The 26,497-nt window shown below is 71.0% G+C and carries 17 protein-coding genes and 7 pseudogenes; 14 read left to right on the top strand and 10 right to left on the bottom strand.

Annotated elements, in window-relative coordinates:
- Positions 1–241 precede the first annotated feature (241 nt).
- Positions 242–1,027: an MvdC/MvdD family ATP grasp protein gene (locus ABZ374_RS41355; protein WP_360322353.1), complete on the bottom strand. Its 786-nt coding sequence runs from the start codon at positions 1,025–1,027 to the stop codon at positions 242–244.
- Here ABZ374_RS41355 and ABZ374_RS41350 point away from each other — a divergent pair.
- Positions 1,026–1,199, top strand: a pseudogene (locus tag ABZ374_RS41350) (respiratory nitrate reductase subunit gamma); the annotation flags it as partial. The gene ABZ374_RS41355 and the pseudogene ABZ374_RS41350 overlap by 2 nt on opposite strands.
- 214 nt (positions 1,200–1,413) lie before the next feature.
- Here the strand turns inward: ABZ374_RS41350 and ABZ374_RS41345 are convergent.
- Positions 1,414–2,022 (bottom strand): TetR/AcrR family transcriptional regulator, encoded by a 609-nt coding sequence (locus tag ABZ374_RS41345; RefSeq protein ID WP_360322350.1) that lies wholly within the window; start codon positions 2,020–2,022, stop codon positions 1,414–1,416.
- A 171-nt stretch (positions 2,023–2,193) separates the two neighbouring features.
- Here ABZ374_RS41345 and ABZ374_RS41340 point away from each other — a divergent pair, with 171 nt between their 5' ends.
- The 4 genes and pseudogenes from ABZ374_RS41340 to ABZ374_RS41325 all read left to right on the top strand — a co-directional run.
- Entirely contained in the window at positions 2,194–3,054 is an 861-nt protein-coding gene (locus ABZ374_RS41340; RefSeq protein ID WP_360322347.1) for an EamA family transporter, read from the top strand.
- 886 nt (positions 3,055–3,940) lie between these two features.
- Complete coding sequence (locus tag ABZ374_RS41335) at positions 3,941–4,903, top strand: hypothetical protein (protein ID WP_360322344.1); 963 nt, start codon at positions 3,941–3,943, stop codon at positions 4,901–4,903.
- A gap of 289 nt (positions 4,904–5,192) precedes the next feature.
- Positions 5,193–5,759 (top strand): hypothetical protein, encoded by a 567-nt coding sequence (locus ABZ374_RS41330; protein WP_360322341.1) that lies wholly within the window; start codon positions 5,193–5,195, stop codon positions 5,757–5,759.
- A 541-nt stretch (positions 5,760–6,300) separates the two neighbouring features.
- Positions 6,301–6,717, top strand: a pseudogene (locus ABZ374_RS41325) (pyridoxamine 5'-phosphate oxidase family protein); the annotation flags it as partial.
- Positions 6,718–7,412: 695 nt separating this feature from the next.
- Here ABZ374_RS41325 and ABZ374_RS41320 read toward each other — a convergent pair.
- The 3 genes from ABZ374_RS41320 to ABZ374_RS41310 form a co-directional block, all read right to left on the bottom strand.
- Positions 7,413–8,771: a hypothetical protein gene (locus ABZ374_RS41320; protein WP_360322338.1), complete on the bottom strand. Its 1,359-nt coding sequence runs from the start codon at positions 8,769–8,771 to the stop codon at positions 7,413–7,415.
- 831 nt (positions 8,772–9,602) lie between these two features.
- A complete protein-coding gene (locus ABZ374_RS41315) occupies positions 9,603–10,823 on the bottom strand; it encodes a hypothetical protein (RefSeq protein WP_360322335.1) in 1,221 nt (406 codons plus the stop codon).
- An 81-nt stretch (positions 10,824–10,904) separates the two neighbouring features.
- A complete protein-coding gene (locus ABZ374_RS41310; RefSeq protein WP_360322332.1) occupies positions 10,905–11,051 on the bottom strand; it encodes a hypothetical protein in 147 nt (48 codons plus the stop codon).
- 171 nt (positions 11,052–11,222) lie between these two features.
- On the opposite strand from ABZ374_RS41310, the gene ABZ374_RS41305 reads away from it, so the two are divergent.
- The 4 genes and pseudogenes from ABZ374_RS41305 (at position 11,223) to ABZ374_RS41290 (ending at position 16,435) form a co-directional block, all read left to right on the top strand.
- A complete protein-coding gene (locus tag ABZ374_RS41305) occupies positions 11,223–11,393 on the top strand; it encodes a hypothetical protein (protein WP_360322329.1) in 171 nt (56 codons plus the stop codon).
- A gap of 141 nt (positions 11,394–11,534) precedes the next feature.
- Positions 11,535–12,512, top strand: coding sequence for an alpha/beta hydrolase (locus tag ABZ374_RS41300; protein ID WP_360322326.1), 978 nt, complete (start codon positions 11,535–11,537; stop codon positions 12,510–12,512).
- A gap of 1,914 nt (positions 12,513–14,426) precedes the next feature.
- Positions 14,427–15,686, top strand: a complete 1,260-nt coding sequence (locus tag ABZ374_RS41295; RefSeq protein WP_360322323.1) for a SpoIIE family protein phosphatase — start codon at positions 14,427–14,429, stop codon at positions 15,684–15,686.
- Between the two features lie 116 nt (positions 15,687–15,802).
- Positions 15,803–16,435, top strand: a pseudogene (locus tag ABZ374_RS41290) (DUF6368 family protein).
- Positions 16,436–16,497: 62 nt separating this feature from the next.
- Here the strand turns inward: ABZ374_RS41290 and ABZ374_RS41285 are convergent.
- Positions 16,498–17,079 (bottom strand): annotated as a pseudogene (locus ABZ374_RS41285) (transposase); the annotation flags it as partial.
- On the opposite strand from ABZ374_RS41285, the pseudogene ABZ374_RS41280 reads away from it, so the two are divergent.
- From ABZ374_RS41280 to ABZ374_RS41270, 3 genes and pseudogenes are all read left to right on the top strand, one after another.
- Positions 17,078–17,937 (top strand): annotated as a pseudogene (locus ABZ374_RS41280) (transposase); the annotation flags it as partial. The pseudogenes ABZ374_RS41285 and ABZ374_RS41280 overlap by 2 nt on opposite strands.
- 750 nt (positions 17,938–18,687) lie before the next feature.
- Positions 18,688–19,038 (top strand): MerR family transcriptional regulator, encoded by a 351-nt coding sequence (locus ABZ374_RS41275; RefSeq protein ID WP_360322320.1) that lies wholly within the window; start codon positions 18,688–18,690, stop codon positions 19,036–19,038.
- Between the two features lie 645 nt (positions 19,039–19,683).
- Positions 19,684–20,910 (top strand): PP2C family protein-serine/threonine phosphatase, encoded by a 1,227-nt coding sequence (locus ABZ374_RS41270; protein WP_360322317.1) that lies wholly within the window; start codon positions 19,684–19,686, stop codon positions 20,908–20,910.
- A gap of 39 nt (positions 20,911–20,949) precedes the next feature.
- Here the strand turns inward: ABZ374_RS41270 and ABZ374_RS41265 are convergent, their stop codons facing one another.
- Entirely contained in the window at positions 20,950–21,615 is a 666-nt protein-coding gene (locus ABZ374_RS41265; protein ID WP_360322314.1) for an ATP-binding protein, read from the bottom strand.
- 417 nt (positions 21,616–22,032) lie between these two features.
- Here ABZ374_RS41265 and ABZ374_RS41260 point away from each other — a divergent pair, with 417 nt between their 5' ends.
- Both ABZ374_RS41260 and ABZ374_RS41255 read left to right on the top strand, forming a co-directional pair.
- The gene (locus tag ABZ374_RS41260) at positions 22,033–22,902 is read left to right on the top strand and encodes a SigB/SigF/SigG family RNA polymerase sigma factor (protein ID WP_360322311.1); all 870 of its coding nucleotides are present in this window, start codon (positions 22,033–22,035) and stop codon (positions 22,900–22,902) included.
- Positions 22,903–23,090: 188 nt separating this feature from the next.
- Complete coding sequence (locus ABZ374_RS41255) at positions 23,091–24,308, top strand: phospholipase D-like domain-containing protein (protein ID WP_360322308.1); 1,218 nt, start codon at positions 23,091–23,093, stop codon at positions 24,306–24,308.
- 110 nt (positions 24,309–24,418) lie between these two features.
- Here the strand turns inward: ABZ374_RS41255 and ABZ374_RS41250 are convergent.
- The 3 genes and pseudogenes from ABZ374_RS41250 to ABZ374_RS41240 form a co-directional block, all read right to left on the bottom strand.
- Positions 24,419–24,713, bottom strand: a pseudogene (locus ABZ374_RS41250) (DUF2267 domain-containing protein); the annotation flags it as partial.
- A gap of 144 nt (positions 24,714–24,857) precedes the next feature.
- Positions 24,858–25,249 (bottom strand): annotated as a pseudogene (locus ABZ374_RS41245) (Hsp20/alpha crystallin family protein).
- 201 nt (positions 25,250–25,450) lie between these two features.
- Positions 25,451–25,924 (bottom strand): ATP-binding protein, encoded by a 474-nt coding sequence (locus ABZ374_RS41240; RefSeq protein WP_360322305.1) that lies wholly within the window; start codon positions 25,922–25,924, stop codon positions 25,451–25,453.
- Between the last annotated feature and the right edge of the window lie 573 nt (positions 25,925–26,497).

Genomic DNA, 26,497 nt, shown 5'->3' with positions numbered 1-26,497 from the left:
AGGTGGCGCCGCAGAGCCGGTCGGCGGGTCGCACCAGCGTGGCCCGAGCCGACCTGGACTCGGCCGGAGCGGCGACCTACACCTTCGACATCGACGCGAACCGGCCCGGGAGGACCGCGCCGCACGGGCGTGCGCAACGCGCGGGATCTCCGTTGGCGTCCAGTACCGCGATCCGGCCGGGGACGGCCGAACCGTGCGTGGTGTCAGTGGCTCACCAGGCCCAAGCAGACGCACCGTGATGTCACCCGCCGATGCGTGCATGCGCGGTGTCGACATACCCACCTCCACGTTGCCGGGTTCGCCAAAGCCTCTGACGGATCAGGGGGCTTCCACGGCTTTGATGCGGGCCGGATCTCCGCAGCGAAGATTCGACCGGCAACGACCGTGAGACGGCACTCGTACGCCTCTTGGGGGGCGCGGCCTGGAACAGGTGCGCGGTGCCGGCGATCGCCGGGTCGGCCGGCGCGGCGGGATCGACGACGCTCGCGTACACCGCCACCGACGCGCCGCCCACGACGCCCCGTACCGGACTGAAGGGCTTGTACAGCACCGGGCCCGCGACCCCGGCCGCGAACTCCTTCGCGGCGGCCGGGTCGTTCGTGATCAGCGTGCGCGGGACCTTCAGGCCGCACTCGGCCGCCGCCCGGCCTGGAGGCGGCAGCCAACGACACGGCAGAGCGGCGAGGAGCCCGCCGAAGCCCAGGCGGGCCTCGCGCTCCGCCACCCGCCGCGCCGGAGGCGACATGCCGGCCGGGAAACGCGGCCGGGTCGGACGACGGTAGTACACCGAACGCACCGCGGCGAGGTCCAGCTCACGGCGATCGTTGCGCAGACTGCCGGTCGCCGTGCCGTCGAACGACGCGGCCAGGGACAACTCGAGCGGGAACTCGGCCAGGTCCGCGCGAAAGACCGGCACTGCGCGCCGGTTCAACTCCTCCACCACCAGATCCGCCGTCGGATCGAAACGACCCGACAGGACCAGCACTTGGCCCTCGCGGCGCAGCGGTGCGGGTGGGGCCGGGGACATGGGTGGGGCCGGCGGTGGGGCGCCTGGTTCAGTCGTCACTGGTGCCGGGGTCGTCCGGCGCGTCCATCTGGCCGCGCTCAGCGCGCCGGTCCTGTTCGCGGTCTGGTCCTTCACCAGACGGGTCCACATGCTCACCGCTCCCTTGGGCCACCTCACTCGCTCCTACATCGTCTCCCGCAGCCGGGACGCCCAGTTGGCCTCGCACGCTCCCCGACGAGGATGGGAGCACACTCGAATGCGCTGGGGTTCCCACTGTCCGCAGGGTTCGGCAGACCGGCCGGCTCGAACGGCCGCGCGTCCGGCACCGGACCAGTGCAGGGGTCACGCGGACGACGGTAGGCCGGGGCCGCGGAACGTCGCCGGGTTGTCCGTTGCGACAACGGCGATCAGCGGCCGTTCGCGATCAGTCGGGCCGCCACGGCTCGGCCGTGGGCGAGCGGGTCCGTTTCCCACCCGCGCAACAGGCCGGCCATTGCGCCGTCGTACACGAGCAGTACATCCGCGGCCAGGGCGGTGGGGGCCGGGCCGCCGACCGCGTTCGCGAGCAGGGTCAGCCTGGTGCGGAGCAGCGCCGACTCCGCGGCGAGTACTGCATGGGCCGGGTGCTCCGGTGACGGGAGTTCGGTGGCCGTCGCGAGGAAGGCGCAGCCGCGTGCGGGGACGTGGCGGTTTCGGTAGGTGGCGACGGCGTCGAAGAGTGCCAGCAGCTTGCCGGTGGGGGTCTGCGCGGCGTTCACGGCCTCCTGCCAGATCCGGTCCCAGCGGTCCAGGCGGCGTTGCAGCGCGGCGGCGATCAGACCGTCCTTGCCGCCAAAGTGTGCGTAGAGCGTGCCGGGCGAGACGTGCGCCTGCTCCAGGACTCGGTCGACGCTCGTTCGAGCGATGCCGTCGCGGTAGAAGAGTTCGTCGGCGGCGTCGAGCAGTCGGGTTCTGGGGGGCGCATCGGGTTTCGGTGCGGGATCGAAGGCGGGGTCGGGCCGGGAGTCCTGTGCCATGCCTGTACCATAACGCTCGTTACACTGAAACGATCGTTACGGTGGCAGGGCGTCGATGTCGGGTCGGGTCGTCGCACCGGCCGAGGGGTGGATATGGCCGGCACCTCGGGAGCGTCAACAGGCGCGGGAGCAGGAGCCGGGTCGGGATCGGGAACGAGGAGGTCGGGGTCGGTGTCCGCTCGGCCGGGTCCGTTCGTCGGCGCCGTGTTGGTGCTCGTCAGCTGTCTGGGCGTGCAGACCTCGGCCGCGCTGTCGTCGGGGCTCTTCGGCGCGTTGAGCGTGCCGGCCGTGGCGGGACTGCGTCAGGCGACCGCCGCGCTCGTCCTGTGCGTGCTGGTGCGGCCGAGGGTGCGGCGGCGTGGTCGGGGCGAATGGGCGGGGATCCTCGCGTACGGATCGGCGATGGCCGGCATGAATGTGGCGTTCTACGGTGCGGTGGACCGGCTGCCGCTCGGCGTCGCGGCCGCCTTGTTGTTCCTGGGGCCGTTCGCGGTCGCGGTCGCGTCGGTCCGGACTCGGCGTGACGCGTTGTTTCCCCTGGTCGGCCTGGTGGGCGTCGTGCTGGTCACTCGGCCCGGCGGGGGTGTCGAGTGGCTCGGGATCGGTTTCGGGCTGCTCTCGGCACTCGCGTTGGCGCTCTACACCGTGTTCGCGCAGCGAGTCGGCCGGGCCGACACGGGATTGCACGGTCTCGGCCTGTCCGTAGCGGTTTCGGCGGTGTTGTTGTTGCCCTTCTCCGGGCCCGCTGTGCCGCGCGTGGAGGCAGGTCAGTGGGCCCTGGTCGGCCTGTCCGGCGTCCTCGGAGTGGCTCTGGCCTTCACTCTCGACTTCACCGCCGTCAGACTCGCCGGCGCCACGGTGGTGGCAGTCCTGTTCGCCCTCGATCCTGTGGCGGGGACCCTGGTGGGCGTCATAGCCCTCGGCGAGGGCCCGCCCCCGTCCGCGCTCGCCGGTATCACGTTGATCGTCGCGTCCGGTGCGGCGGTCACCTGGCGCGCGGGGACAGCGCCGTCGGCCGACGGGAACACTTGACGACGCCCTCTACAACCACCCAGTCCGCCGCATGGCGAGCGCCGCGACGTCGGGTCAGCGGTCTGTGGCGGGTCTGCACTGCGCCGGTCGGGTGCGGAGGGTTTCGGCGAACTCCTCGGCGCGGCCGAGTTGTGCGTCGAGCTTGTCGACCTGTGCGGTGGTGGCCTGCTCGTAGGTGCGTGCGCTGATGGCAGGTCTCCTCGCGCCGAGAGGGCGACTCGATCGCAAACACCGGCGGCGACAGCTGCCGCTCGGTGCCGCTCACGCAGACCAACGGCAGGCGCCACCAAGCCGATGGTGGTCGTGAGGGGCTGTCTGAGGAGCCCGTCGTACGCCACCTCGCCGGTGTCTCGGTGCGCCGCCCCGACCCGGACGAGACCGTGTTGCGGTTCCACGACCTGTGGCGCGCCGAACGCGACGCACCCCCGAGGGCCGGGTCCGGGTCGGTGGGGTCGGTGTCGGCAGGAGTGGGCGTGCCGCGGGGAGCGGTGGGGGCCGCCGCGGCGCGCAGGGCGTCCACCACGTCGGGATCGAGGCGGTGTCGGGCGGCCTCCTCGTCGGTGGGCGCCCAGCCGGCCGGTCTCTTGTGCCAGGGCACGCGCACGTTGACCTTCGCCCATGCCCGGCGCAGCCGTTCCTCGTGGTCCTCGGCGGCGATGCGTGCCCGGAACTCCTCGAGGAACCGGTGGTGTTCGGCGCTGCGGCGCCTCTCCTCGGCGCGGAACGCCGTGGCGCGGCGTGTGGCCTCCTCGCCGCCGAGCAGGGGTGGTGCCCGCGTACGGAGTCGCATACAGAGGCAGGAACAGGGTCACGTGCAGGCGTCGGCGCGAGCGAGGCCGTTTCCTTCATAACATTGGTTCGCTGGTCGTCGGCGAGTGCCCAGCGGGTGATCACCGAGCGACAGGTGATCGATCGGGACAGCCGGACCTGGCACCTGCCTTCTCCTGTTGTCAGCCCTGTCGGCGATCATGCCGTGGTGCCTCTGCCTCCCGATCTGCATCCGGTCCGTCTGTTCGTTCGTGAGCCTGGTCCCTACGCGCATCGTCCGCAGTTGCTTGAGGATGAGCTGTTCTGGTGGGGGCATCTGAGTGCGTGTCTGCAGGAAGGGGCGCCTCGGTCCTGGCTCGGGAAGCACGATCCCGCCGCCGAGCGGGAGTTCGGCCGCCGTCTGTGGGATGCGGGCGACCGGCCGGTGTTCACTGTGCCGTTGTCCGGCGGTGTGCGCCTGCACGTGGTCTACGAGAACGCCTACGAGGACGCGAGCGTGGACTACGTGGCCCACCACCCCGCCTGGGAGGAGGCCGAGTTCCTCGCCCGCGATTCCGGACACTGGCGAGGTCCGGGCCTGTCCTGGTCCGAGTTGACCGAAGCGGCCGACAACGCTCTGCCCGGCGGAACGACCACTGACCCCGACACCCGGCTTCTTCTGCTGCTGCCCGCACTGGGCGATGCCGACCTGCCCCAGGAGGCGGGGAAACGGCTGGCCGCGGTGCTGCGGGACCGTCTCGGCGCCGCGCAGCCCGGCCGACTTGCCGCCTTGATTCTCCGCCGCCAGGGGATGACGGGCCCTGCGCGATGGAGCACCGGCGCGGGCGGGGTGCGGGTCAACGATGGCCAGTATTCCTTCCGCAATCCGGACAACCGTGACGCGTTGCCCGACTGCCGCCTGGCTCAACTGTCTGGCGCCCTGAATCCGGCCGGCACTGGCGCGCCCGCTGGGTTGTGTGTCACCGACGGCCCGTCGGACGGCTGCCGGGCGGAGCCCCGTTCCGTCTCGGCCTGCCCTCGTCGGGACGAGTACACGAGATGGCTCGAGGCTCTGATGTCGGAATCCTCGCCCCCGTTCTGATCAAGGATGCCGTCGGTCGAGTGCGGCTCCGTGCACAGGACTTGCGGTTGGCGGCCCGGCCGGCCGGTTGCGGAATCACGGCCCTGCTCCCGCGTCGGCGGTGTCCGTCTCGGATCGCGTGGTCGGCTTGTCATGACGAGCACGCGGTGGTGGCGGCATGCGGCGGCCCGGGGCCGAACGCGGGTTAACGTGATGTGCCACTTGCTGCTGCGTCCGACCGTCATGGGCGGGGCAATCGCGATCACCCAGTGGCCTCCCCTGCGATCGCGATCAGCCGGTTCTTGAGCCGGTGGCTGGGGCCTACTCCTCGGCCAAGAACGTCACCGAGATGCGGTCGCGCACCGACAATGCGGACCTGTCCGTCCCCGCCGGATGCAGCGGCGCCGCCTACACCGTCGACCACCAACTCAAGATCGTCCGCGAGGACGGCACCGCCATCGGCGGCGAGGCCGGCGGCATGGGCTTCACCCCCTACCAGAGCCACTACTACGTCCAACACCCCAAACCCTCGTCCCCGTCCGGCGCGGACGACGTCGCCGCCCTGTCCCGGGCCGCCACAGACAAACTCCGCCTGGAGGAACTGGCCGCCCAATTCCACCGCCCCGTCCCGGTCAACGCCCCCTGGCCCGACGAAGCACCCCTGCACGACGGGCTCGCGACACCGTCCCCGCCCGGGATCGCGAGCCCTCGGCACACCAAAAAACAACCGGCCCGACGCCGTCGCGACGTTCGGCGCCCGGCCACGGGCACCGCCGTCGCCGAAACCGGCGGAGACGTCCTCGCGGGCGGCGCTCACGCGGCGAGTTCCTTGGCGAGTTCACGCATGACGACGGCGTGTTCGCAGGTGGGCGCGTAGTCGAGGAGGGCGGCCTCCTTGGGTTCCTTCACGGTCGGAGCCGACCCTTGTCGGTTGCCCGCCCGGGTTCGTGCCCCCGACCCGCTGTGGAGCCGGTACACGGAACGAATGCGGTGGCTCCGGACGGACACCCGGATCGGCCGACGGGACCCCGGACCACGCCGCGTGCACCGCTCGTGTCGCGCGGCAGGCCGCCGATCGGGTGGCCCGACCCGGCAATCGGGGCGGAGCACGGGCCGGTTCGGCGCCGAGGGACACATCGGCCGCCACACTGGCCGTGGGACCGTCACCGACCGAGCGGAGAACCGCGATGACCACCACCGACGCCACACCGACCGATCCCTCGCGCACCCCGCCCCGGGCGGCCCGGGCCGCCGCCGACGGGGACGCGAAGACGATCTCCGCCGCCCTCACCACGGGTCGGTGAAACTCCGAGGATCGCCGTCCGTGCGTCCCAGGCCCCGTCTCGGGGGCACCCGCCGGTCGTTGCGAGCCGGGCGCCGCCGCGGGCCGCAGGAGAGGTGGTGTCGTGCCGGAACGGTTGAGCCGCGAGGAGCGTGAGCGATTCCTGGCCGAGCCGCACGTCGCGACGCTGTCCGTGGAGGCGGGCGATCGGGGGCCGTTGGGTGTGCCGGTCTGGTACTTGTACGAACCCGGCGGAACGGTACGGGTGTTGATGAGCCCGCGCTCGCGCAAGGCCGGACTGATTCGCGCGGCGGGTCGCTTTTCCCTGCTGGTGCAACGCATGGAACCCACCCCCCGCTACGTCGGCGTCGAAGGCCCCGTCACCCACAGCGCAACTGCGGATCCGGAACACTTCCGCGACCTCGCGTCCCGCTATCTGCCCCCGGAACTCGTCGACGCCTGTGTGCGCATGAGCTACGCCCACGATCCCGGGCCGCGCGTCGTCTTCCACCTGACACCCAGACGCTGGGTGGGCGCCGACCTCGGCGGGATCCCACAGGTCTCGGAAGACGACGCGGACAGTGGCCCCGCGTCGAGACCGACCCGCCCCAGGTACCCGGACCATGCGGCCGACGGGTGAGGCCCCAAGCGCCGCAACGCCCGTCGAATATCGCGTCGGACAACCCCCTTCTCCTCCCGCCCGGACTCCCGGTTCGCGGGGGGGCGTCCGGCCGTGTGGCAGCCGGGCACCCCCGTTCGGGCACACCCGCGTCTCGTTCGGGGAACCTTGCACACCCGGGGCCGGATGGTGCCACCGCGGGCGGGTGTCGTCTCGGTCGCCGGTCCCACATCCACCGCGCGGCGGGTCGTGCGGGCCGTGCGTTCCCTGTTGGGGCTGCCGGTCGCCGGCTTCGTCGGGTCGTTGTGGGGGCAGGAGTCGGATGCCGCGTGTGTCGCTCCCGCGCGTTCGGTGACCGCGTGTGCCACTTCGCGAACGGGTACAGGTTCGCGGTCTCGGCGAGTTTGCGCATCGTGCGGTGCATCCCCACCCGCGCGTTCGCGATCACCGCAGCGCGGATATGGGGGCGCCAGGTGGGGCGTTCCAAGAACCCCGACGAACTCACGACACCTGGTTGGGCGACTTCACCAGCCGAGGCCGTATAGAGCGGATGGCCGAAAACGCCGAGGGCAACGACTCAACCTGCCCGCGACGTACGGTGCAGACGTGGCGCGTCCCAGCCCGAGTTGTCAGAACGGTGGTTCGGTGGAATGGGCGCCGTTCCAGGCGGGTGTGGTCGGTTTGCTGATCGGCTGCTGGAGGACTCGTACAGCGTCTTCGATGCGGCCGAGGTCGATGAGGCGCTCGGCACGGAGAGAGCCGTTGAGTTTCGGGTGCTGTTCGAGGACTGCGGCGGCTTCCTCGGTGCGGCCGGCTTCGGCGAGCACGTAGGACAGGGCCGCGGCCGCGTAGCAGGTGTCGCCCTCGGGGTGCGCCCGTGCCTGCTCGATCGCTTCATCGAGCAGGCCGCAGTCGGCCATGAGCGGAAGCCGCATTTGGAAGAGGTCCCAGTCCTCCCTGCCGCCGCTTCGCGCCTTGAGGGCATCCAGGAGGGCCAGGCCGTCCCGGGGCCGGCCGTGGTCGGCGTACAGGGTGCAAAGAGTGTGGACGATCCAGTCCTCCGTGCCGTGTTCGGTGAGCGCGCGCATCACCTCGATCGCCTCGTCACTCCGTCCGTGCCGGAGCAGGAGTTCGGACAGCGGTAGAGCCACACGCCACGCGGCGGACGGCGTGGCACCGAACGTGCGGTAGGCGGCGATCGCGCCTTCCACGTCGCCGCGTTCCTCCAGCACTTCGGCAAGGCGCTGCGCGGCGTGCCCGTGGTACTCGGACGCCGCGTACGCACGCAGTTCCGTCATCCGGTCGTGCCCGGCCAGCAGGTCGGCCAGCTGGTCACGGCCGTTGACCGAGGTGGTCTCGCTGATGTGCAGCAGGGTGATCGCCTCCTCGATCCGGCCCTGGCGTTCCCTGATCGTGGCGAGCAGGCCGACTGCGTTGGACGGTTCCATCCGGAGGTTGTTGCAGTCGGGTTCGTCGCAACGGGGGACCGCCCCTTCCACCCGGGCCTCCAAGAGGGCCGCCGCTTCATCGTCCATGCCCGCCGTCCCGGCGACCTCGACCAGGCACTCGGCGACGAACCGGTCCCGGATTCCGGCGCGCAGCAGCATGAATGCCTCGCGGCCGCGGTCGTGGCGGGCCAGCAGGCGCGCGAAGAAGACCAACGCCGTCCGGTCACCGGCCTCCGCGTACGGGCGGGACAACGCGATCGCCTCCTCCACCCGGCCCCAGCCCTCCAGCAGCTCCGCCCGGGCTCGGGCCGCCGGCCACCAGTTCGTAGCGATGTACGGAGCGAGCACCTCCAACGCCTGCGCGCGCCGGCCCCGATGCCCGAGCAGCCGTGCCCACTCCAGCGCGCAGAACCACTCCCCGCGGCCGGCTTGGAACTCCACTTCCCGCTCATGACCGAGTTCGAGAAGCCGCGCCACCAGCAGCGGAGGAATACAGCCCGTCAACGTTCGGGCCCGGTAGTCAAGATCGGCAGCGTCCACGACAGCGCACCGTAGCCCTCACCACCGACACGGCTCGCACGTCGGAGCCATCGCACGTGATCCGGGGCCATGACCACCCCCGCGGCAGCCGGCCGGGACGCCGCCATCCGCCGACACGTCCTCCGCATGCCCTACCCGTCGTCGCCGACGCGCTCGGCTGCCCCACAAGACCACCACGCGCCTGGCCTCCGAAACCGGCACCCCAAAGGGCGCGCGGCGGGTGAAGACGTGGTGTTCGGCGCGGGCGTCGAGGGCTGCGGCAGGCTCGTCCAGGACGAGGAGGGCGCCGTCACGTGGACGGCTTACCGCATTTGCGGTCGTCCCCTGCTTCTCTTGGCGCGGCCTGCTCCGACGACAAGAAGGAGGACACAGGCGCCAAGTCGTCGAGCGCTGGCGGCACCTCCGTCGGGACCGGCGCGGAGTCGGGCACGGGCGGCACGCCGGAGCATCCGGGACGCCAGGCGATTCCGGCGGATCTGGGGCTACGGGTGCCGCAGGGCAGACGGGGTCTCCCGGTTCGCCCCGACCTGGCGGTTCGAAGTCCTTCAAGGCCGGGCCGGGGACAGCACCGGTCCGGTGCTGACCTCTACGGTCGCCAAGAGCCAGGAGGTGGACCTCGGCGACGACAACGCCACATTCGTCGTCTCTTCCGACCTCGGCTTCACCGTGCGACCGACGGCTGCCCCCACCGGCGCAGTGATCGTGCGAGGCATGGCCCTGGGCAGTGACAAGGCGATACCGGAAGCGGCGGTCAAGGCCCAGGTAGACAAGGCAAGGGCGGCTCAGCGGCGCTGCCCCGCCCACACGGCGGTCGACGCCGGTCGATGGGCTTCATGGGGCGGTCATGGCGGCGGCGCTTTCAAGGAGTTCGTGCGTCGTGCCGGGGAAGTCCGGCAGCAACTTCACCGCGGCGACCCACGCGTCGGTGTGTTCGCCGAGGTGGCGGGCGGTCGGCTCGGTGAGTGCGGCGGACGCTTCCGCGCACAGGACTGGTCCGCCGGTCAGCAGCGTGGCCAGGGCGTACGCGGCGGGGGCGCCATGGGCGACGTAGTCTGCGGCCGGAAGGAGGCCGGCTCTGAGGGCGTCGAGCACGCGGGGTGCGGACGCCGAGGAGGTGCGCATCAGTTCGTCCAGCCCTGCCCGGTCGGCGGGGTCCGCAGGCTCGGCACGGCCGGACGTCGGCTTGCGGTCGCGCCGATCCACGGGGAGCAACTGCGGTGGACAACCGGGTTCCCGGGCGAAGAGAAACGCGAAGTGCCGTCGGGCGGACGGGGGAAGCCCTTCGGACAGGATGTCCCAGTCGAGTTCGTCGTCGCGGGGAGCGATCAGGAGCGAGTGCGCGTCTGTACTGGAGAGGTCCGCGTTCGCCAGTTGGTCCGCCAGGTACTCGGTGCTGCCCAGCCGGGCGAGCGCGTGGGCGAGGCGCCCTGGATCGGTGGGGTTCTCGAACGCCGAGTGCACTTCGGGCGGGACGTTTTCGCGCGGCGGCCGCAGTTGCAGGTCCGGGCGGATGCCCGCGATGTCGCGTACCGCATCCGGGCCGGACAGCCGCAGCAACTGCTGGTAGCCGCGGAGTATCGCCGCGAGCGCGCCTGGCGACCGGGTGTACGGCGCCAAGTACGTCAGTGCGGCCACGACTGTCCCGCAGTCGTCGGACTCGACCAACGGGTAGAGCCGGTACTCGATTCGCCCGCCCTGCCAACCGGCGAGCTCCTGCGGGCCGGGGAGCAGACTTGCGGGCGGCAGCATCGTCCGTACGCGGCGCTGGAGGCCGCGCGTCGTGGAATGGGACCGGTAGACGGCTGCCGTGAGTTCGGGATCGCCTTGGTCGAGGAACCGCTCGCGGATGCCGGTGCCGACCGAGGGATTGGCAACGATCGCCAGGTGTTGCCGGTGCGTCCCGTGCGCGACGACGCGGGCGACGAACGGGGCCGTGAGCGGTGACCGGCTGAGCAGCGTGTCCATGGCGTCCGAGGCGAGCCGGGACAGGACGTCCGCCGCGACGGCCGGTGACAGCTGCTCGAGCAGGAGGACCGCACCCGGAGGGATCACACACGCAACGCAAGCAGACCACGCGTCGACCTGTCCAGCCCGACCCGACCAGCTCAGCCCCGCCCGGTCCAGCCTCCCCGATCAGCCCACGGAGGCCCGCGGGGTGGTGACGGCCGCGGCGGTCGCCAGGAGTTTGAGCGTCGTGCCGGCGAAGCCGGGCAGCCGCCGCAGGCTGCGCAGGTCTTTGGAACGCAGCTCGGGCGGGCAGCCAGGCTCCCGAACGAGCACCGCCGCGTAGTTGTGCCGCGTGGTCGAACCTCGCCGGCTCGTTGAACAACCTGTCGGTCGATTACGGGGTGTTGGGTCGCCGGGACGAAGGCCTGGCCGCAATCGAAGACCGTCGAGGTCTACCGCCGCCTGGCCGCAGCCGATCCCGCCGCCCACGAACCGGACCTCGCCATGTCGGTGCACAACCTGTCGATCCGACTCGGGGAAGTGGGTCGGCAGGACGAGGGCCTGGCCGCGATCGAAGAAGCCATCGAGGTCTATCGCCCCATGGCCGTGGCGATACCCGAGGTGTTCGCCGGGCGTCTGCGGACCGCACAGGCGACTCGGGCGAGCCTTCGGTGAGACTCGTCGAGTGCCCACGCCCGACCCGCGCCGCTGATCCGCTCGGCCCTGCCGCGCGATCGGCGCGATATCGAAAATCGAATGGTGCGAAAGGAACAGGGCCACTAACGTCCGCATGTGGATCTTGAACCTGGAAAGACCGTGCCCACTGCTCCCGTTCCCCTCGACCCCGAACTTCGGGTCGCCTACGACGCCTACCTGGCGGAGGAACCGGACTCGGCGCCGATGAGCCTCGAAAAGCTCTCGGTCATCCGCGCGGAGGCCGACGCCGAAGTGGCGGCGCTCGAAGACCTCGGCCACGGCAGGCGCTTCACCGTCTCCCAGCCCTCGGCGCCCGGCCTGGACGGCGCTCCCGAGATCCCGCTGCTGGTGTGCACACCCCCCGGCGCGCCCGCATCGCGGCCGGCACTCTACTTCATACACGGCGGCGGCTTCTACGGTGGCGATCACCGCACCGGACTCGACCAAATACTCGAGACCGCCGAGCGGTTCGGGGCCACGCTGATCTCGGTCGGCTACCGGCTCGCGCCCGAACACCCCTACCCCGCCCAGATCAACGACGCCTACGCGGGTCTGCTGTGGGTCGCCGACCACGCAGACGAGCTCGGCATCGATTCGGAGCGCATCGTCGTCACGGGCTTCAGCGCCGGCGGCGGCCTCGGCGCCGCGCTCGCCTTGACCGTGCGCGACAAGGGCGGTCCCCGCCTCCTCGGCCAGCTGCTGACCGCCCCCCTGCTCGACGACCGCAACGACAGCGCCTCGGCCCTGCAGATGGACGATGTCGAACTCTACGACCGCAGCCGTAACGGATTCGCCTGGAGCTCGCTGCTCGGCGACGCCCAGGGCGGAGCGGACGTGCCGCAGTACGCTGCGCCCGCCCGCGCCACCGACCTGGCCGGCCTGCCGCCCACATTCCTGGACGTCGGCTCCGCCGAGTGTCTGCGCGACGAGATCCTCGCCTACGCCGACCGGATCTGGCAGGCCGGCGGCCAAGCCGAGCTGCACGTGTGGCCGGGCGGAATCCACGGTTTCGACCGGAAAGCCCCCGAGGCGCGGATCAGCAAGGCCGCCGTCGCGGCACGCCACAACTGGCTGGAGCACCTTCTCGCCACCAACTGACGGTCTCCTCCGGCGATGGAAACATCCCCGAATTCGACCGGCCGACGGCGGATCCGCTCCGCGCCGACCCGCTGAGCCCGGTCACGGGGCAGCGCATCGCGCTGAGCGCCCGGAACTGCGCATACCCCCACGCGCGGGCCGGGGCGCTCCCTCACAGCCCCGAGCGGGAGAAGCACCCGCGCCGCGGACGCGGGTGGCCCGCGGTGCGGGCGCCGGGTGACCCGCACCACCGCCGGACGCGGCGCCCCGGGGGACAAGCCGCTCCCCCGCGGCTCCCCCGCTTCCGGTCAGATGGTCGGGGCGATCCGGGCCCAGCACGGCCACTTCGGCCTGTCGGATGCCGCCCAGGACGCCCGCTACGGTGCACGTCACGTCCAGGCGCTCGAACGCGGCGGGGTGAGGAATCCGACCGAGTCCTTGGGCACGGCCGTCTGTATCCACCCGTCGAGGTCCTCTGTCGCCCTCACCTTGTCGCCGGGCCTTCATCCGCACCCCCATTCCGCGCACCCGCCAAACGGGCGCACCCGGATCGGGCCGGTCGGTATCGCCGGACGGTGCGACGATCACGACCGCCATACGTCACCGTACGGATACGACGGTCGTCGTCGAGGCTTCTCGCGGGCCCCTGCCGATTGGTTCGCCGCTCGTCGACGACGCGCGTTGAGAATTGCCGAAGCATTCGGTGCCGCGCGAGACGAGGGCGTCGGTCAGGAACCAGGTGAGCACGCCGACTGGAACGACCGACCGCCCCAGGGAGAGTCCGAGACGTTGGCGCCGGTCACCAGCGTGGTCGACACGAGGGCGGTCGACGCGAGCCCGGTGCGTGCCCAACGGAGCAGGCATCTGCCCGGGAGTTCGCGGTCGGTGGGTTCCTCCGGCGCCATGAGCGTCCATTCACCGTCGCCCGCATTGACGACATCCGGGGCGAACGCCCGGCGCATGTCGTCGAGGGCGCCGCCTCCTACGGCCGCGACGCCCTTCCACGCCCGCGCTCGGGCGGCGATGCCGACGCGACGCCGGCGAGTTCGGGGTCCGCGGTCGCGTCTCCGGTGCGCAAAACCCCCGGCGCCACGGCCCTTCGGCGCCACGGCCGCCCGCCGCTCGGCCGGGACGATGGCCGGGTGGGGCACGGGCGGGCGGGATGCCGTCACGGGGCTCGCCGGTGGGCGGGAGGTGGGGGCGGGGCGGCGGGCGAGGATCGCGCCCAGGTCGTCGGCGAGGTCCCAGCCCTGGTTGACCGTCAGGTCCAGATCGAGCCCGGCGAAGGTGGTGGCGTGGAACCGCACCCACCCCGGGCGCGCGGTTCGGGCCGGGGATCGCGGAAACGGTGTCGGGGGTGTGGGACATCACGGGCGGCCCGCCCTGATCCGAAACCGCCGAACCCAACGCGGACGCGGCCGAACCGGCTTACGTGTCAATGGTGTTGCGGCCCGGGTCGCCCTACGCGCACACCCCGCCCGCGCCGACGGTTCCGGCGGCTCCGGGTCGGTTGCGGATCGGCGCGCACTACGCGTGGACCGCGTCCGCCGCCACCGACTACGGCACGTTGGGGCGGACGCCGCCGGATCTGATCGACCCGCCGAAGGCGGTGGCCGCCTCGTTGGACGGGGACGACGCGCTCGCGGCCTCCGGGTTGCTCGCGCAATGCCGCACCACAGGTCAACACCCCCGCACACACGACCCCCGAAACCCCACACCGCGTCATCGACCCAACTCACAGATTCACACCACTCCCCCACACGAATTCTCAACTTGCCGCACCACAGCTCAAAGACCCCACCGACCAACGACCAACGACCCACAGCAACCCCACCGAGACGACACAACCGTCGTCGATACCGGTGCGGCCGCGTCCCGGACCCACTGATATTCGGAGAGCGTCTCCACGCGGGCGTGACCTATCGTGGAGACAAGATGGAAACGGGGTCGCGGGCAGGAAACGTCGTGGGACATTCCGGGATCGACTTCGAGGCGGTGTTCCAGGCTCTGCCGGGCGCGGTCGCGCTGCTCACCACCGAATTGAGGTTTCTCGCCGCGAACGAGACCTACCTGAGCGTTACGGGCCGTACCCGCGAGCAGGTGGTGGGTCGTTACCTGTTCGATGTTTTCCCCGACAATCCCAACGATCCCAACGCAACCGGTGCGCGCAATCTGGCGGCATCGCTGCGCCGGGTGGTCTCCACCGGGGAGCGCGACACGATGGCGCTGCAGCGCTACGACGTCGAGTACCGCGACCGGCCCGGCGAGTGGGAGGAGCGCTTCTGGAGCCCGGTCTGCAGCCCTGTGTTCGGCCCGGACGGCCGCGTGGCGTTGGTCGTGCTCAAGGTGGAGGAGATCACCGAGCTCATCCGCGCCCGCCGTCCGCAGGATCGCGGGGGTTGGGCGCAGGTGCTGGAAGCCGAGTTGTACACGCGCTCGAGGGAACTCCAGGAGGCCAACGAGCGGCTGCGGTGGGCGCACGCCCGTGACCGCGAGGTCGCCCTCGCCCTGCAAGCCGCGATGTTGCCCGCGCCCGCGGAGTTGGCCCGTCACCGCGCCGCGGTCCGCTATCGGCCCGCGGTCGGGGCGCTGAACGTGTGCGGCGACTGGTACGACCTGGCCGAGTTGCCCGGCAACCGCGTCGCCGTGGCCGTCGGCGACGTCGTGGGGCACGGGCTGCCCGCGGCCTGCGTCATGGGACAACTGCGCAGCGCGCTCAGCGCCGCGGTGCGGGCCGCCGGCGCGCCGTCGGCAGCCCTCGACGCGCTCGGCCTGTACGCCCGCTCGGTCGCCGGCGCCGAATCGAGCACCGCCGTGCAGATCGTCGTCGACTTCGACCGGCACACCCTCGCCTACAGCAGCGCCGGGCACCCGCCCGCGGCCCTGGTCCGCCCGGACGGCGCCGTCGGGTTCCTGGACGGGGCCACCGACCCGCCGCTGGGTGCCCGCCCCGAACACTTCCCGCGCCTCGAGGCCACCACCGGGTTCGTCGACGGCACCACCCTGGTCCTGTACACCGACGGACTGATCGAACGCCGCCACGAGGACATCGACGACGGCATGAAGCGGCTCGCCCGCTGCCTGACCCGTCACCGCGGCGCCGACCCCGAAGTCCTCGCCGACAACCTGCTGGCCGAACTGACCCCTTCCGGCGGGAACACCGACGACACCGCCCTGGTCGTCGTCCGCCTCTAGAGCCAGTGCTCTGACCGCATGGGTTCGCCGGGGTGGCGGCGTTGGTGTTCGGACCGGCTGGATGGGTGTGGGAAGAATTTGAGCGGTCGCGGAGCCGATCAAATTAGGCTCCCAGCATGTCTGGTCCGACGTTGGTGATCGAGTTGGCGGAGCCGCTCTCCCCGGCTGCGCTGCGGGAGTTCCGTGCGTTGATGGTGGGGCTGTCCTCCCACTTCGCCGAGAAGCGGCCCGGGTTCTTCGACGTCAATGTGCCCGCAGAGCGACTGGGCGTCGAGGACGGGCGAGAGAAGGACTGGCGAAAGCCGTTCCCGCTTCCCCTCCTCGGCAACACCATCGCGGAAGAGGAGCTCACAGCCCTGGTGGGATTCAATCCGCGGCGCGAGGACTGGCGTCGGCCCTTCCTGGTCTACTTGATGGGGCCGGGCGTCGGCGACGAGAGCACCTTCGAAGCCGAGCACGCGGACGAGCCCGAGGTGGAGGCCATCCTCGGCTTCAGACCGACCCATGCCGTCAATGTCAGCGCCTGCTGTAATCGCGAGATCGACCATGTGACCACGGCCCTGCTGACCGCCGCTGTCATGGACGTCATCGGAGGCGTGGCCAAAGCCGAACTGCTGGACGGACAGGCGTAGGTCGTCGCCGGCCTTCCGGGGGCGGTGGGGATCGCGGACGACGACTGGATGGCGCTGGGAACGTCGGAGTTCCTGCGGGCCTGGGTTGGGCACCCCGCCTTCCGGCTGGTCAAGTAGCCCGGACGGATCCGCGGGCGGAGGTCGTGCTGTGACCCGGAACATTCGCCAGGGTTGCCCGGTCATGCGGCGAGAGCGGGCCGGCCGCCCCAGCGGACGCCTTTCTCACTGCGGATACGGGCGCGTTCCCTGCGTTCGGCGACCAGGACGTCGCGGTGACGGGCGTTGATGTTGCGCCACCGGAGGTAGGCGTGCAGGGCCCGGGTCCGCACGGTGTGGTTGGGGTGTTTCGAATTGGCGATGGTGAACTGCCGCAGCGGTCCGAAGTGCGCTTCGATCGGGTTCGCCCACGAGGCGTAGGTCGGGCTGAAGCACAACTCGACCTTGTACTTCTCCGCCCAGCGACGGATGTCGGCGCCCTGGTGGGCGGACAAGTTGTCCGGGATCACGTAGATCGGGGCGCCGTCGGGCCGGGCGGCACGGATCGATTTCAACGCGGCCGGCGTGTTCACGGCTCCCTTCCTTCGCCGCTTCACACCCCACAGGCGATCGTCGCCCACCGAGTAGCAGCCGTGGAAGTACCGGACTCCGTGGGTGCGGTGGTAGGTGGCCGGCACCCGGTCGGGATGCTCCCGTTTCGCCCGGCCCGAGCCCGCGGTGGGCCGGATCCCCGGCGGGCCGAACTCGTCGAAGGCGAAGACCCGCGCCCTCGACGTTGCCGACGAGGCCATCGCCCAGCTCACGGTGCCGACGGGCTTCGACCAGGACCTCGCCGGCGAGGCTACCCGCACCAGCAACCGCATCCGCGGCCTCCTGACCCGGTTCCACCCCTCGCTCGAACGCGTCCTCGGCCCCCGCCTGGACCACCCGGCCGTCACCACCTCCTGGAGCGACACGGCTCGCCCGCCGCCCTGCGCAGGGCCGGCCGCCGCAGACTCGCGGCCCTGATACGCCCGAAGGCCCCGCGCATGGCCGAATGCCTGGTGAACGACGTCTTCGACGCGCTCGACGAACAGACCGTCGTCGTCCCCGGCACCACCACCCTCGACACGGTCGTCCCCTCCCTCGCACCTTCGCTCACCGCCGTCCAGGAGCAACGACGGAACGTGGGGGCGCAGATCGGCGAGTTCCCGGAGGCCCACCCTCTTTCCGAGGTCCTGATCCCGATGCCCGGAGTCGGCGTCAGGACCGCAGCCACCCTCCTGGTGACCATCGGCGACGCAACCTCGTTCCCCACCGCCGCCCACCCGGCCTCCTACGCGGGCCTGGCCCCCGCGACGAAATCCTCCGGGGCCTCCATCCACGGCGAGCACGCCCCCAGGACGGGCAACCGACTCCTGAAACGAGCGACGTTCCCTTCGGCGTTCGCGGTCCTGAACGACCCCGTCTCCCGCACCTACTACGACCGATGCAGAGCCCGCGGCAAGACCCGCACCCAGGCCCTCCTCCGCCTCGCACGCCGGCGCATCGGTGTCCTGTTCGCCATGCTCAGGGACGGCGCGTTCGACGAATACGCCCGGCCGAACCGGTCGCAGCACGACCCGCTCACGCTTGACGAATGACATGGAGGCACCCCCCGCGTCCGGGCGGCCGACTCGGGGGCGGCATGCGTGTGCGTCGAGTGCATCGGTCGCAACATCCGGCGGCCCTCGGGTCCCGAAGGGGACGAGGAGTCGCACCGACGGGGCTCCGGAACGACAAGAGACCAATCGCGACCGGGGGCCATTTTCGCACCCGGCGATGTCGGAAAATCTGTCATACCTGTAGTAGACATCGCGGGAGTCGGTGAGTATGTTTTCTCTCGTAGCCCAGCGAATCAGTGAGGCGCGACAGAGACGAACCGGCGCGCGTTGTTGAGGGTTCGACAGCAGAGTCCCGAGGCCGTGTGTTGTTCGGCGAAGGGTTTCGGAGGCTGGTTGTCGGGCCGAGGAGAAACTGAGGGCGGCCCACGGGGCCGCCGTGCAGGACGAGCGGTAACCCGGCAGTACCTGCAGTTCGGTTGTACCCGCAGTGGCAGTAGACGTTGCACAAGGCAGGAAAGGAAGGAGTGAACGCCATCCGGATCGCCCGCTCGGCGCGGTTGTTCGGCCGAGCGGGATCCGTCGAGAACACCGGTACGAAAGGTGGTCCGCGGTCACGCAATTGCGATCCCCGCAGCCCCGTCGCATAAGGCGGATGCGGAACAGGTAGCCGACACGTCGGTGTCGGTGGATGGTGTGGATTTCTTTCGGGGCCCTGGTGCCGTACGGCACCAGGGCCCCTCGACGCGTTTCCCGACGACTTTGACGAATGTGAACTCAAGAGAGGCGCCGATGGCCCCCGATTCCGGCTCGACCCCAGCCAAGCCCGACAGGCTCGACGACGACGACTACCCCGCCTACACCATGGGCCGCGCGGCCGAACTGATCGGCGCCTCCCAGGGCTTCCTGCGCGCGATCGGCGAGTACGGCCTGATCACCCCCCTGCGTTCCCAAGGCGGCCACCGCCGCTACTCCCGCTACCAGTTGCGCATCGCCCAGCGCGCCCGCGAACTCGTCGACCAGGGCACCGCCGTCGACGCCGCCTGCCGCATCGTCATCCTCGAGGACCAACTCGAAGAAGCCCTGCGCCTGAACGCCGAACTGCGCGACGCCAACGAGACCCGCCCACACGAAGGCCCCTGATCCGCCGAGGACACCGAGCGCGGCGCCGCCACGGGCACGCGCCCCCGGTGCGGATCGCCGCCGAAACCGCCGCTTCTCACCGAGAACCCACCGCGGTCCTCCTCACCGGCGGCAACCCCTGCCGGGAACGGGGCGGAGCCCGCGACGAGGACACCTACTCGGGCCGCGGGACCGGTCGACGATCGGAGACAGCGACGAAGGGCCCGGAGGCATGACCGCCCCGGCGAATCGACCGGTCGCGGCGGCGGAGCATTGCTCCCGGCCGTCGCTGTCATGGACGATCTCGGTCGGGACGACCGACTCGTACCACAAGTCTCACCTGCGCGACCTCGCGAGCTGCCTGACGAACAGCGCCACACGCCTCGCCGACCTCCACGGACCTACCGGCCGGCGGCTTCTCGACGACACGGTCGGACACGCACGCCGGCGCACACGACTACACGCGTGTGTCGGAACGCGAACCCGAGAACGAACCGTCGCAGGCGACCCCCGCCTCGGCGAGCCGGAGGCGGCGGGCTCGGGTGTCGTGACAGTCACGGAGGCCGTCTCTGTTACTTTCGGATGCTGCCCGGCGGCATCGGGTCGTCCGGCGTCGTCGTGATCGACCGTTGGAGACGCGGGTCTCGAATCAGGACAGGATGCCGTGTGAAGCCTCTTGCGAACGATGCGGTCACGACGGGTGGTCTGCTCCGGGCGAGTCGCCACGCGGTCCTGGAGGATCTCCCGGACCTGATCGCCGCGCACGCCCGACCGCTGGGTCTGACCCGCCCGCTGGTCTACCTCGTGGACGTGCAACAACAGCTGCTCCGTCTGGTCCCCGGCAGAAGGGAGCACGCGGGGGAAGCGGACGCGGTCCCCGAGGCGGAGCTTCGCGTCGATGCCACGCTGGCCGGCCGCGCCTTCCAGAGCGTCGAACCCGTCGAGTCGCCGGCGGGCGCGGACGACGTCGAGTCCGGCGAAGCGCCCACCAGGCGATTGTGGCTGCCCCTCGTGGACGGCGCCGAACGCCTGGGCGTCCTGGGCCTGGAAACCGACGACACCGACGACACCGTCCTCGACAGGGCGCTCGACCTCGCGCTCCTGGTGGGGCTGCTCCTGGTGAGCAAACGCGCCTACAGCGACACCTACGAACGCCTGGTCCGCACCCGTTCGATGGGCCTGGCCGCGGAGATGCAGTGGACCCTGATGCCGCCCGGTTCCTTCGCCGGCGCACAGGCCACCGTCAGCGCGGCCATGGAACCGGCGTACGAGATGGGCGGCGACGCGTACGAGTACGCCGTCGACGGGAACACCGCCCACCTGGCCGTCTTCGACGCCATGGGCCACGACACCTCCGCCGGCCTCACCGTCGCCCTCGCCCTGGCCGGCTGCCGCAGCAGCCGCCGCCACGGCGTGGGCCTGGTCGAAACCAGCGAGGCGATCGAGGCCGCGCTCGTGGAACAGTTCGGCCGCAGCCGCTACGCCACCGCGATCATCGCCGAACTCGACCTGCTCACCGGCGCCCTGACCTGGGTCAACCGCGGCCACCACCCACCGATCGTGATCCGCAACGGTCAATGGGTCGCCACCCTGGAACGCCCGCCCGCCCACCCGATGGGCACGGACATGGGCCTGCCCGTCAGGTTGTACGACGAGCAGCTCGAACCCGGCGACTGGCTCCTGCTCTACACCGACGGCGTGACCGACGCCCGCAATCCCCGGGGCGAGATCTTCGGACTGGACCGGTTCGTCGACTTCGTCATCCGCCACATAGCGGACGGCCTCCCCGCCCCCGAAACCCTGCGCCGGCTCATCCGAGCGATCCGCGAATACCACCACGACCGCCTCCAGGACGACGCCACCATCCTGCTCCTGCAATGGCACGGCGCCTGACCGCGGCGAGTCCGGGGACAGCCCGGTGTTCGTGCGGCATCAGGCCGCGGCGAAGGCGTGCACAAGCATCACGTGGGAACTCCCGCGCCGCATCCGCCGGATCCGCCGCGTCAGGGGTGTCGTGCCCGCGCGCACCGACGACCCGATCGCGCCGACCCGCCGCCACACCCACACCTGCGATCGAGGCGGTCGGGCTCCTCGGCGGGCCGCGGCCAAGCCCGCCAGTCCCGCCCGGCGTACGCGATGAAGGGCCGCACGGATCGAGGCGGCCCCGGATCGGGCGCGCACCGGCACCGGGACCACGGCTCTCGCCGGGGCGGGGCCGTCGATGTCGGCCCAGACGGTCTTGCCTGCCCGGCGCGCCCGAACGCCCCAGTCGGTGGTGAGCGTGTCGAGGATGTGCAGGCCGAAGCCGCCCTCGTGTTCGGAACCGGTGTCGCGGCGCGTCGGCATCCGGGGATCGGTGTCGGTGACCGACAACCGCGCCCCGCGCCCGGTCCGGCGCACGGCCAGGACCACGTCCCCGTCGGTGTGCAGTTGTGCGTTGGTCAACAGTTCCGACAGGACCAGGACGGCCGCGGCCACGCCGTCCCCGTCCCAACCCCAGTCGGCGAGGGCGGCCCCCACAGCCGTACGGGCCCGGGCGGAAGCCCCGATCCGTCGCGGCACGCGCCACCGGAGGAGGGAACGACGACGTCGATGCATGACCTTCCTCACGGGCACGTGGACGGACGGCGGACGGTATCGCGGGACAGCCTCGGCATACCGGCACGAACGATTCGCCCGCGTCGTCGTCCCGACGGTTCACCGGTGCGGGGGACCACGAATCCACCGCAGGGACTGTGACCAGCCCGTTCGTACACCATGGGCGGTCCTTCCCGGGCCGGCGACGCCGTGCCCGCACACCTGCCCGGCGTCCGGCGCCTTACGCGTCGTCCGATCGAGTGGATGGGCCCCCGGCCCCGAGAGCGCCGCATTTCGGAGGACGACCCCGGCGGGAGGAAGGACGCGTCACCGCCGTCGCGGAATCCTGCGAAATCCCGTCCCCGATCGGGTGTACTCCCCTCGGGGTGGGGCACAATGCTGCGGCCCACAGCCGAACCGAAACAGGAGGACGCCGACATGAACCACACCCCCGCGACCGCCTTCCTGGCCCCCGAAGCGACCGCGGCCGCCGCCGAAGGCGGCGCGCTCGCCGATCTGCCGATCGTCGACGACCCGGGCAGCGTCACGGCGACCGACGCGCGGGCGATGTCGAAGGTGCTGTTCGACCGGCTGCGGGTGCTCCAGGAGGGCACGCACGAATACCAGTACGTGCGCAACACCCTGATCGAACTGAACATCCCGCTCGTGCGGTTCGTCGCGGGCCGCTTCCGGTCGCGTCCGGAGACCTCCGAGGAGATGGTCCAGGTCGGCACGATCGGCCTGATCAAGGCCATCGACCGTTTCGACCCCGCCTTCGACGTCGAGTTCCCCACGTTCGCCGTGCCCACCATCTCCGGCGAGATCAAGCGCTTCTTCCGCGACACCTCCTGGGCCGTCCACGTCCCCCGACGCCTGCAGGAACTGCGCCTGGAGTTGGCCAGGGCCCGCGACGCGTTCACCGCGGCGCACGATCGCCGGCCCACCTCGGCCGAACTCGCCGACAAGCTCGGCCTCGCCGTCGAGGACGTCGTCGAGGGGCTCACCGCCGCCGCGGGCTATTCGGCCGCCTCCCTGGACGCTCCCGCCGGCGACGACGGCCCCGCCGAGGTCCCCTCGGGCCGTGCCTCGTTCGTCGACCCCGGCTACGAACTGGCCGAGAACCTGCACGCGCTCAGGCCCCTGATCGCAGCCCTGCCACAGCGCGACCGCGACATCCTGTCGATGCGCTTCGGTCGGGAACTCACCCAAGCCCAGATCGGCGAACACCTCGGCGTCTCCCAGATGCACGTCTCCCGCCTGCTCGCCCGCACCCTGACCAGGCTGCGGACCGAACTCCTCGCCGACTGAAACCCGATCGAGGAGTGTGGCTGCCCGGCGAACGACCGCGCCGCCTCGTTCGCCACCGCAGGTGGCGGACCTTGCCCGCGCACCGCATCGGCCGAGTCGTTGCGAAGAACACGGGCACCATCGCCCCGCTGCTGATCTGTCCGCGGATGACCGACGTGCTCGCCATCCCCATCGTCGGAAGGTGCCGCATGAGCACTCGGGAGAACACGGAACACGCCGACGGCACCGACGCGACGGCCCGGGGCGATATACCGGCCCGCAAACAGCGCCTGCGTCGGCGACTGGAGCGCCTGCTGGGCATGGCGGCCACCGAAGGCAACGAACTCGTACCCTTGCGCAACGGTGATGCGATCTTCCCCGCCATGCTCGACGCGATACGCGGCGCCGAGCACACCGTCGACATGATGACCTTCGTCTACTGGCGAGGTCGGATCGCCCGCGACTTCGCCGCCGCGCTCGCCGACCGGGCCAGGGCCGGCGTGCGGGTGAGGTTGCTCCTCGACGGCTTCGGCGCCAAGGAGATCGAGCGGGACCTCCTCGACGTCATGGACGACGCCGGTGTACAAGTGGCCTGGTTCCGCAAACCGTTGTGGCTGTCGCCGTTCAAACAGAACCATCGCTGCCACCGCAAGGCCCTCGTCGTCGACGAGCACACCGCCTTCACCGGCGGCGTCGGCATCGCCCAGGAATGGTGCGGCGACGCCCGCAACCCCGACGAGTGGCGCGACACCCACGTCAAGGTCCGGGGCCCGGCCGTGGACGGGATCGCCGCCGCGTTCGCACAGAACTGGGCCGAATGCCACGACGAACTCTTCGACGACCGCGACCGCTTCACCGGACACGACCAGGTCGGGACCTCGATCGTCCAGGTCGTGCGCGGTTCGGCCGGCGTCGGATGGCAGGACATGCAGACCCTCATCCGCGTCATGCTCACCTCCGCCGAACAACGTTTCCGCCTGGCCACCGCCTACTTCGCCCCGGACACCTACTTCGTCGACCTGCTGTGCGCCACCGCCCGCCGCGGCGTCACGGTGGAAATCCTGCTCCCCGGCCCCCACACCGACCAACGCGCCTGCCAACTCGCCGGACAGCACCACTACACCCGACTCCTCGAAGCGGGCGTATTCATCCGCCAGTACCAACCGACCATGATGCACGCCAAGATCATGACCGTGGACGGAGTGGCGTCGCTGATCGGCTCGACCAACTTCAACCGCCGCTCCATGGACCACGACGAGGAAGTCATGCTCGCCGTCCTGGACGAGACCTTCACCGCGGAACTGGACCGGGACTACGACGCGGACCTCGAACACAGCGTGACCATCGACCCGGACCGCTGGCGGCGTCGGGCCCCCGGGCAACGCCTGCGGGAAGCGGCGGTCGTCCCCATCAGACGGTTCCTGTAGCCACCCGAAACGATCGCCGGGGCCGCGGTACCGACTGCGCCGCATCGGCGTTCAGTGGCCACCACCTCAGGGCCGGCACAAAGAAACTGACACGCCCGGCGGCAGTGGTCGGAGGCGCCGGAGCGGGCGGCGAGGTCCTTAACGAAGCAGGGGCCGGGGGTCGGGGATCTGTGCGGTCAGCACACGTGCCGCCTCCGGGGGCAGGCGGTCGGCAAGGTCGACGCGTTCGTCGCCGGTCAACTGACACCCGAGCCCCGCGCGTACCAGGCGGGCGGCTTCGTCGGCCCGCTCGCGGGTGGGGTAGGCGCCTTCGTAGCGGACCTTCTCCAGCATCTGCTCGTACGCCGTCGAGTACGGCTGCCGGTGCTCAGGCGTACGCGCACGTCGGAGATCACTGCGGTGCATGCCTTTCACGGAGTCGTCAGGGAGCCGGGTACGGCACCCCGATGTTGGTCGGGTGGGCCCGGGGGCGACCGAGGAGGGCTGTCCATGGGGTGCGGAGGGCGGGGGGAGATCGGGTGTCCGTCCTCCGCACCGATCCGGCCGGTATCAGCCGGAGGTCTCCTTGCGGCCGGGGTCGACGCCGATGGAGATCTTGCGGGGCTTGGCGCGCTCGGCGATCGGGATGCGCAGGGTGAGCACGCCCGCGTTGTAGTCGGCCTGGATGCGCTCGGTGTCCAGGGTGTAGCGAGCACGATCTGGCGGGAGAAGACACCCAGCGGCCGCTCGGACAGCTCCACCTTCACGTCGTCGGCCTTCACAACCGGCCGGCGCTCGGCCTTGACGGTCAGCATGTTCCGCTCGACGTCGATGTCGATCGCCTCCGCGCTCACGCCAGGGAGGTCGAAGGCCACCACGTACTCTTCGCCCTCCCGGTAGGCGTCCATCGGCATCACCGACGGCTTCGACCAGGTGCCCGTTCCCATCAGCTGCTGCGCCATGCGGTCCAGCTCACGGAAGGTCGCCTCGCGGCGTGGTGTGCGGGCTGTGCCCCGTGACGGGGAGGGGAACGACTCCGACCGCACGCGCGGTCGGAGTCGTTCCGGTTCGTCGCGCGGATCATCGGGTGGTGCCGTGGTGACCGCGTCGAGTTCGCGGGACAGGCGCCGTTCCCTCGACGGCCACAAGGATGCGGTGGGCTGTCACGGTCTTCGGCCGGCGACGTGACCGCCGGGATCGTCGGCCAGTACGACGCACGCGCTGATCCGCTTGCCCACCGTTTCACGGTGCACCGCGAAGCTTCGACACAGCGCCATCACGATCTCCAGACCGTGCCGACCGAGCCGGTCCGGATCGTGCGGGAGGATCGTCGGCGGCGTCGGGTCGCCGTCCCACACGCTCACCTCGACCGCGCCGCCGCGCACCTCCAACGTCAACAGGCACGCGCCCGGCGCGTGTCTGCGGGCGTTCGTCACCAGCTCGCTCACCACCAACTGCACCGTGTCCCACACGCGTTCGGACACCGGCAGCCCGTGCTCGCCCTGCACGTCGCGAAGAAACCCGCGGACCAGACCGCGGGCGAGGGAGACGCTCTCACCCTCCCCGAACACCGCCGACGCCGAAACCACCACCCCCGACGACGACCGCCGACTCCCGCCGTCCCTGGTACGCCCCATGTCGCCCCGCCCCTCCGACACCCCCGATTCCTGGCCGATCGTCTACCCCGAAAACCCCGGGGCAGACGTGCAATTCGACACCGGGGCGGGCATACGGACGCGGCCGCACGGCGACGCGGACCGGGACACGAGTGGACACGCCCGCCGACACGCCACGTCGCCCGCGCCACCGGACGCTGCGGTCGACGGCCGCCCGATAGGGCCATGCCTCGCGAGCCGCCCCGTCCAGGACCAGCGGGCGCGACGCCGCCGGGCGCGTTGGTCGAGGGTCCGGCGTGGCATTCGGCGGATGGCCGCAGGACGTACGCCCGGGGATGTGGGCGAGCACGACCGGGAGCAGACGGGCGAAGCGGTCGACCGAGCAGATCAAGGACCGTGAGGCGCCTACCGGCACCTGGTCGGAGACTTCGAGCGGCCCTTCGTGCTCTGCGGGAGGCTGGAGAGGTCGTCGACCTGCGGATCGCGCAGATCGAACGGCTCAAGGACAAGGTCGCGGAGCTCAAAGAACGCCTGACCCAGCGGGACGCGACCGCAGCCGAGCTCGCCAAGTTCAAGGAACTCGCCGTCACGGGC

The organism is Embleya sp. NPDC005971 (genome assembly GCF_040629175.1).
Lineage (GTDB): Bacteria > Actinomycetota > Actinomycetes > Streptomycetales > Streptomycetaceae > Embleya.
The sequence above is the reverse complement of the archived record's forward strand: the minus strand, read 5'-3'. Positions and strand labels throughout refer to the sequence as shown.

What these genes read in the sequence shown, in the direction of transcription:
- ABZ374_RS41355 (WP_360322353.1), bottom strand. Translation starts at nt 1,027, where the DNA reads ATGTCCCCGGCCCCACCCGCACCGCTGCGCCGCGAGGGCCAAGTGCTG.
- ABZ374_RS41345 (WP_360322350.1), bottom strand. Translation starts at nt 2,022, where the DNA reads ATGGCACAGGACTCCCGGCCCGACCCCGCCTTCGATCCCGCACCGAAA.
- ABZ374_RS41305 (WP_360322329.1), top strand. Translation starts at nt 11,223, where the DNA reads ATGTCGGTGCACAACCTGTCGATCCGACTCGGGGAAGTGGGTCGGCAG.
- ABZ374_RS41295 (WP_360322323.1), top strand. Translation starts at nt 14,427, where the DNA reads ATGGAAACGGGGTCGCGGGCAGGAAACGTCGTGGGACATTCCGGGATC.
- ABZ374_RS41275 (WP_360322320.1), top strand. Translation starts at nt 18,688, where the DNA reads ATGGCCCCCGATTCCGGCTCGACCCCAGCCAAGCCCGACAGGCTCGAC.
- ABZ374_RS41265 (WP_360322314.1), bottom strand. Translation starts at nt 21,615, where the DNA reads ATGCATCGACGTCGTCGTTCCCTCCTCCGGTGGCGCGTGCCGCGACGG.
- ABZ374_RS41260 (WP_360322311.1), top strand. Translation starts at nt 22,033, where the DNA reads ATGAACCACACCCCCGCGACCGCCTTCCTGGCCCCCGAAGCGACCGCG.
- ABZ374_RS41255 (WP_360322308.1), top strand. Translation starts at nt 23,091, where the DNA reads ATGAGCACTCGGGAGAACACGGAACACGCCGACGGCACCGACGCGACG.
- ABZ374_RS41240 (WP_360322305.1), bottom strand. Translation starts at nt 25,924, where the DNA reads ATGGGGCGTACCAGGGACGGCGGGAGTCGGCGGTCGTCGTCGGGGGTG.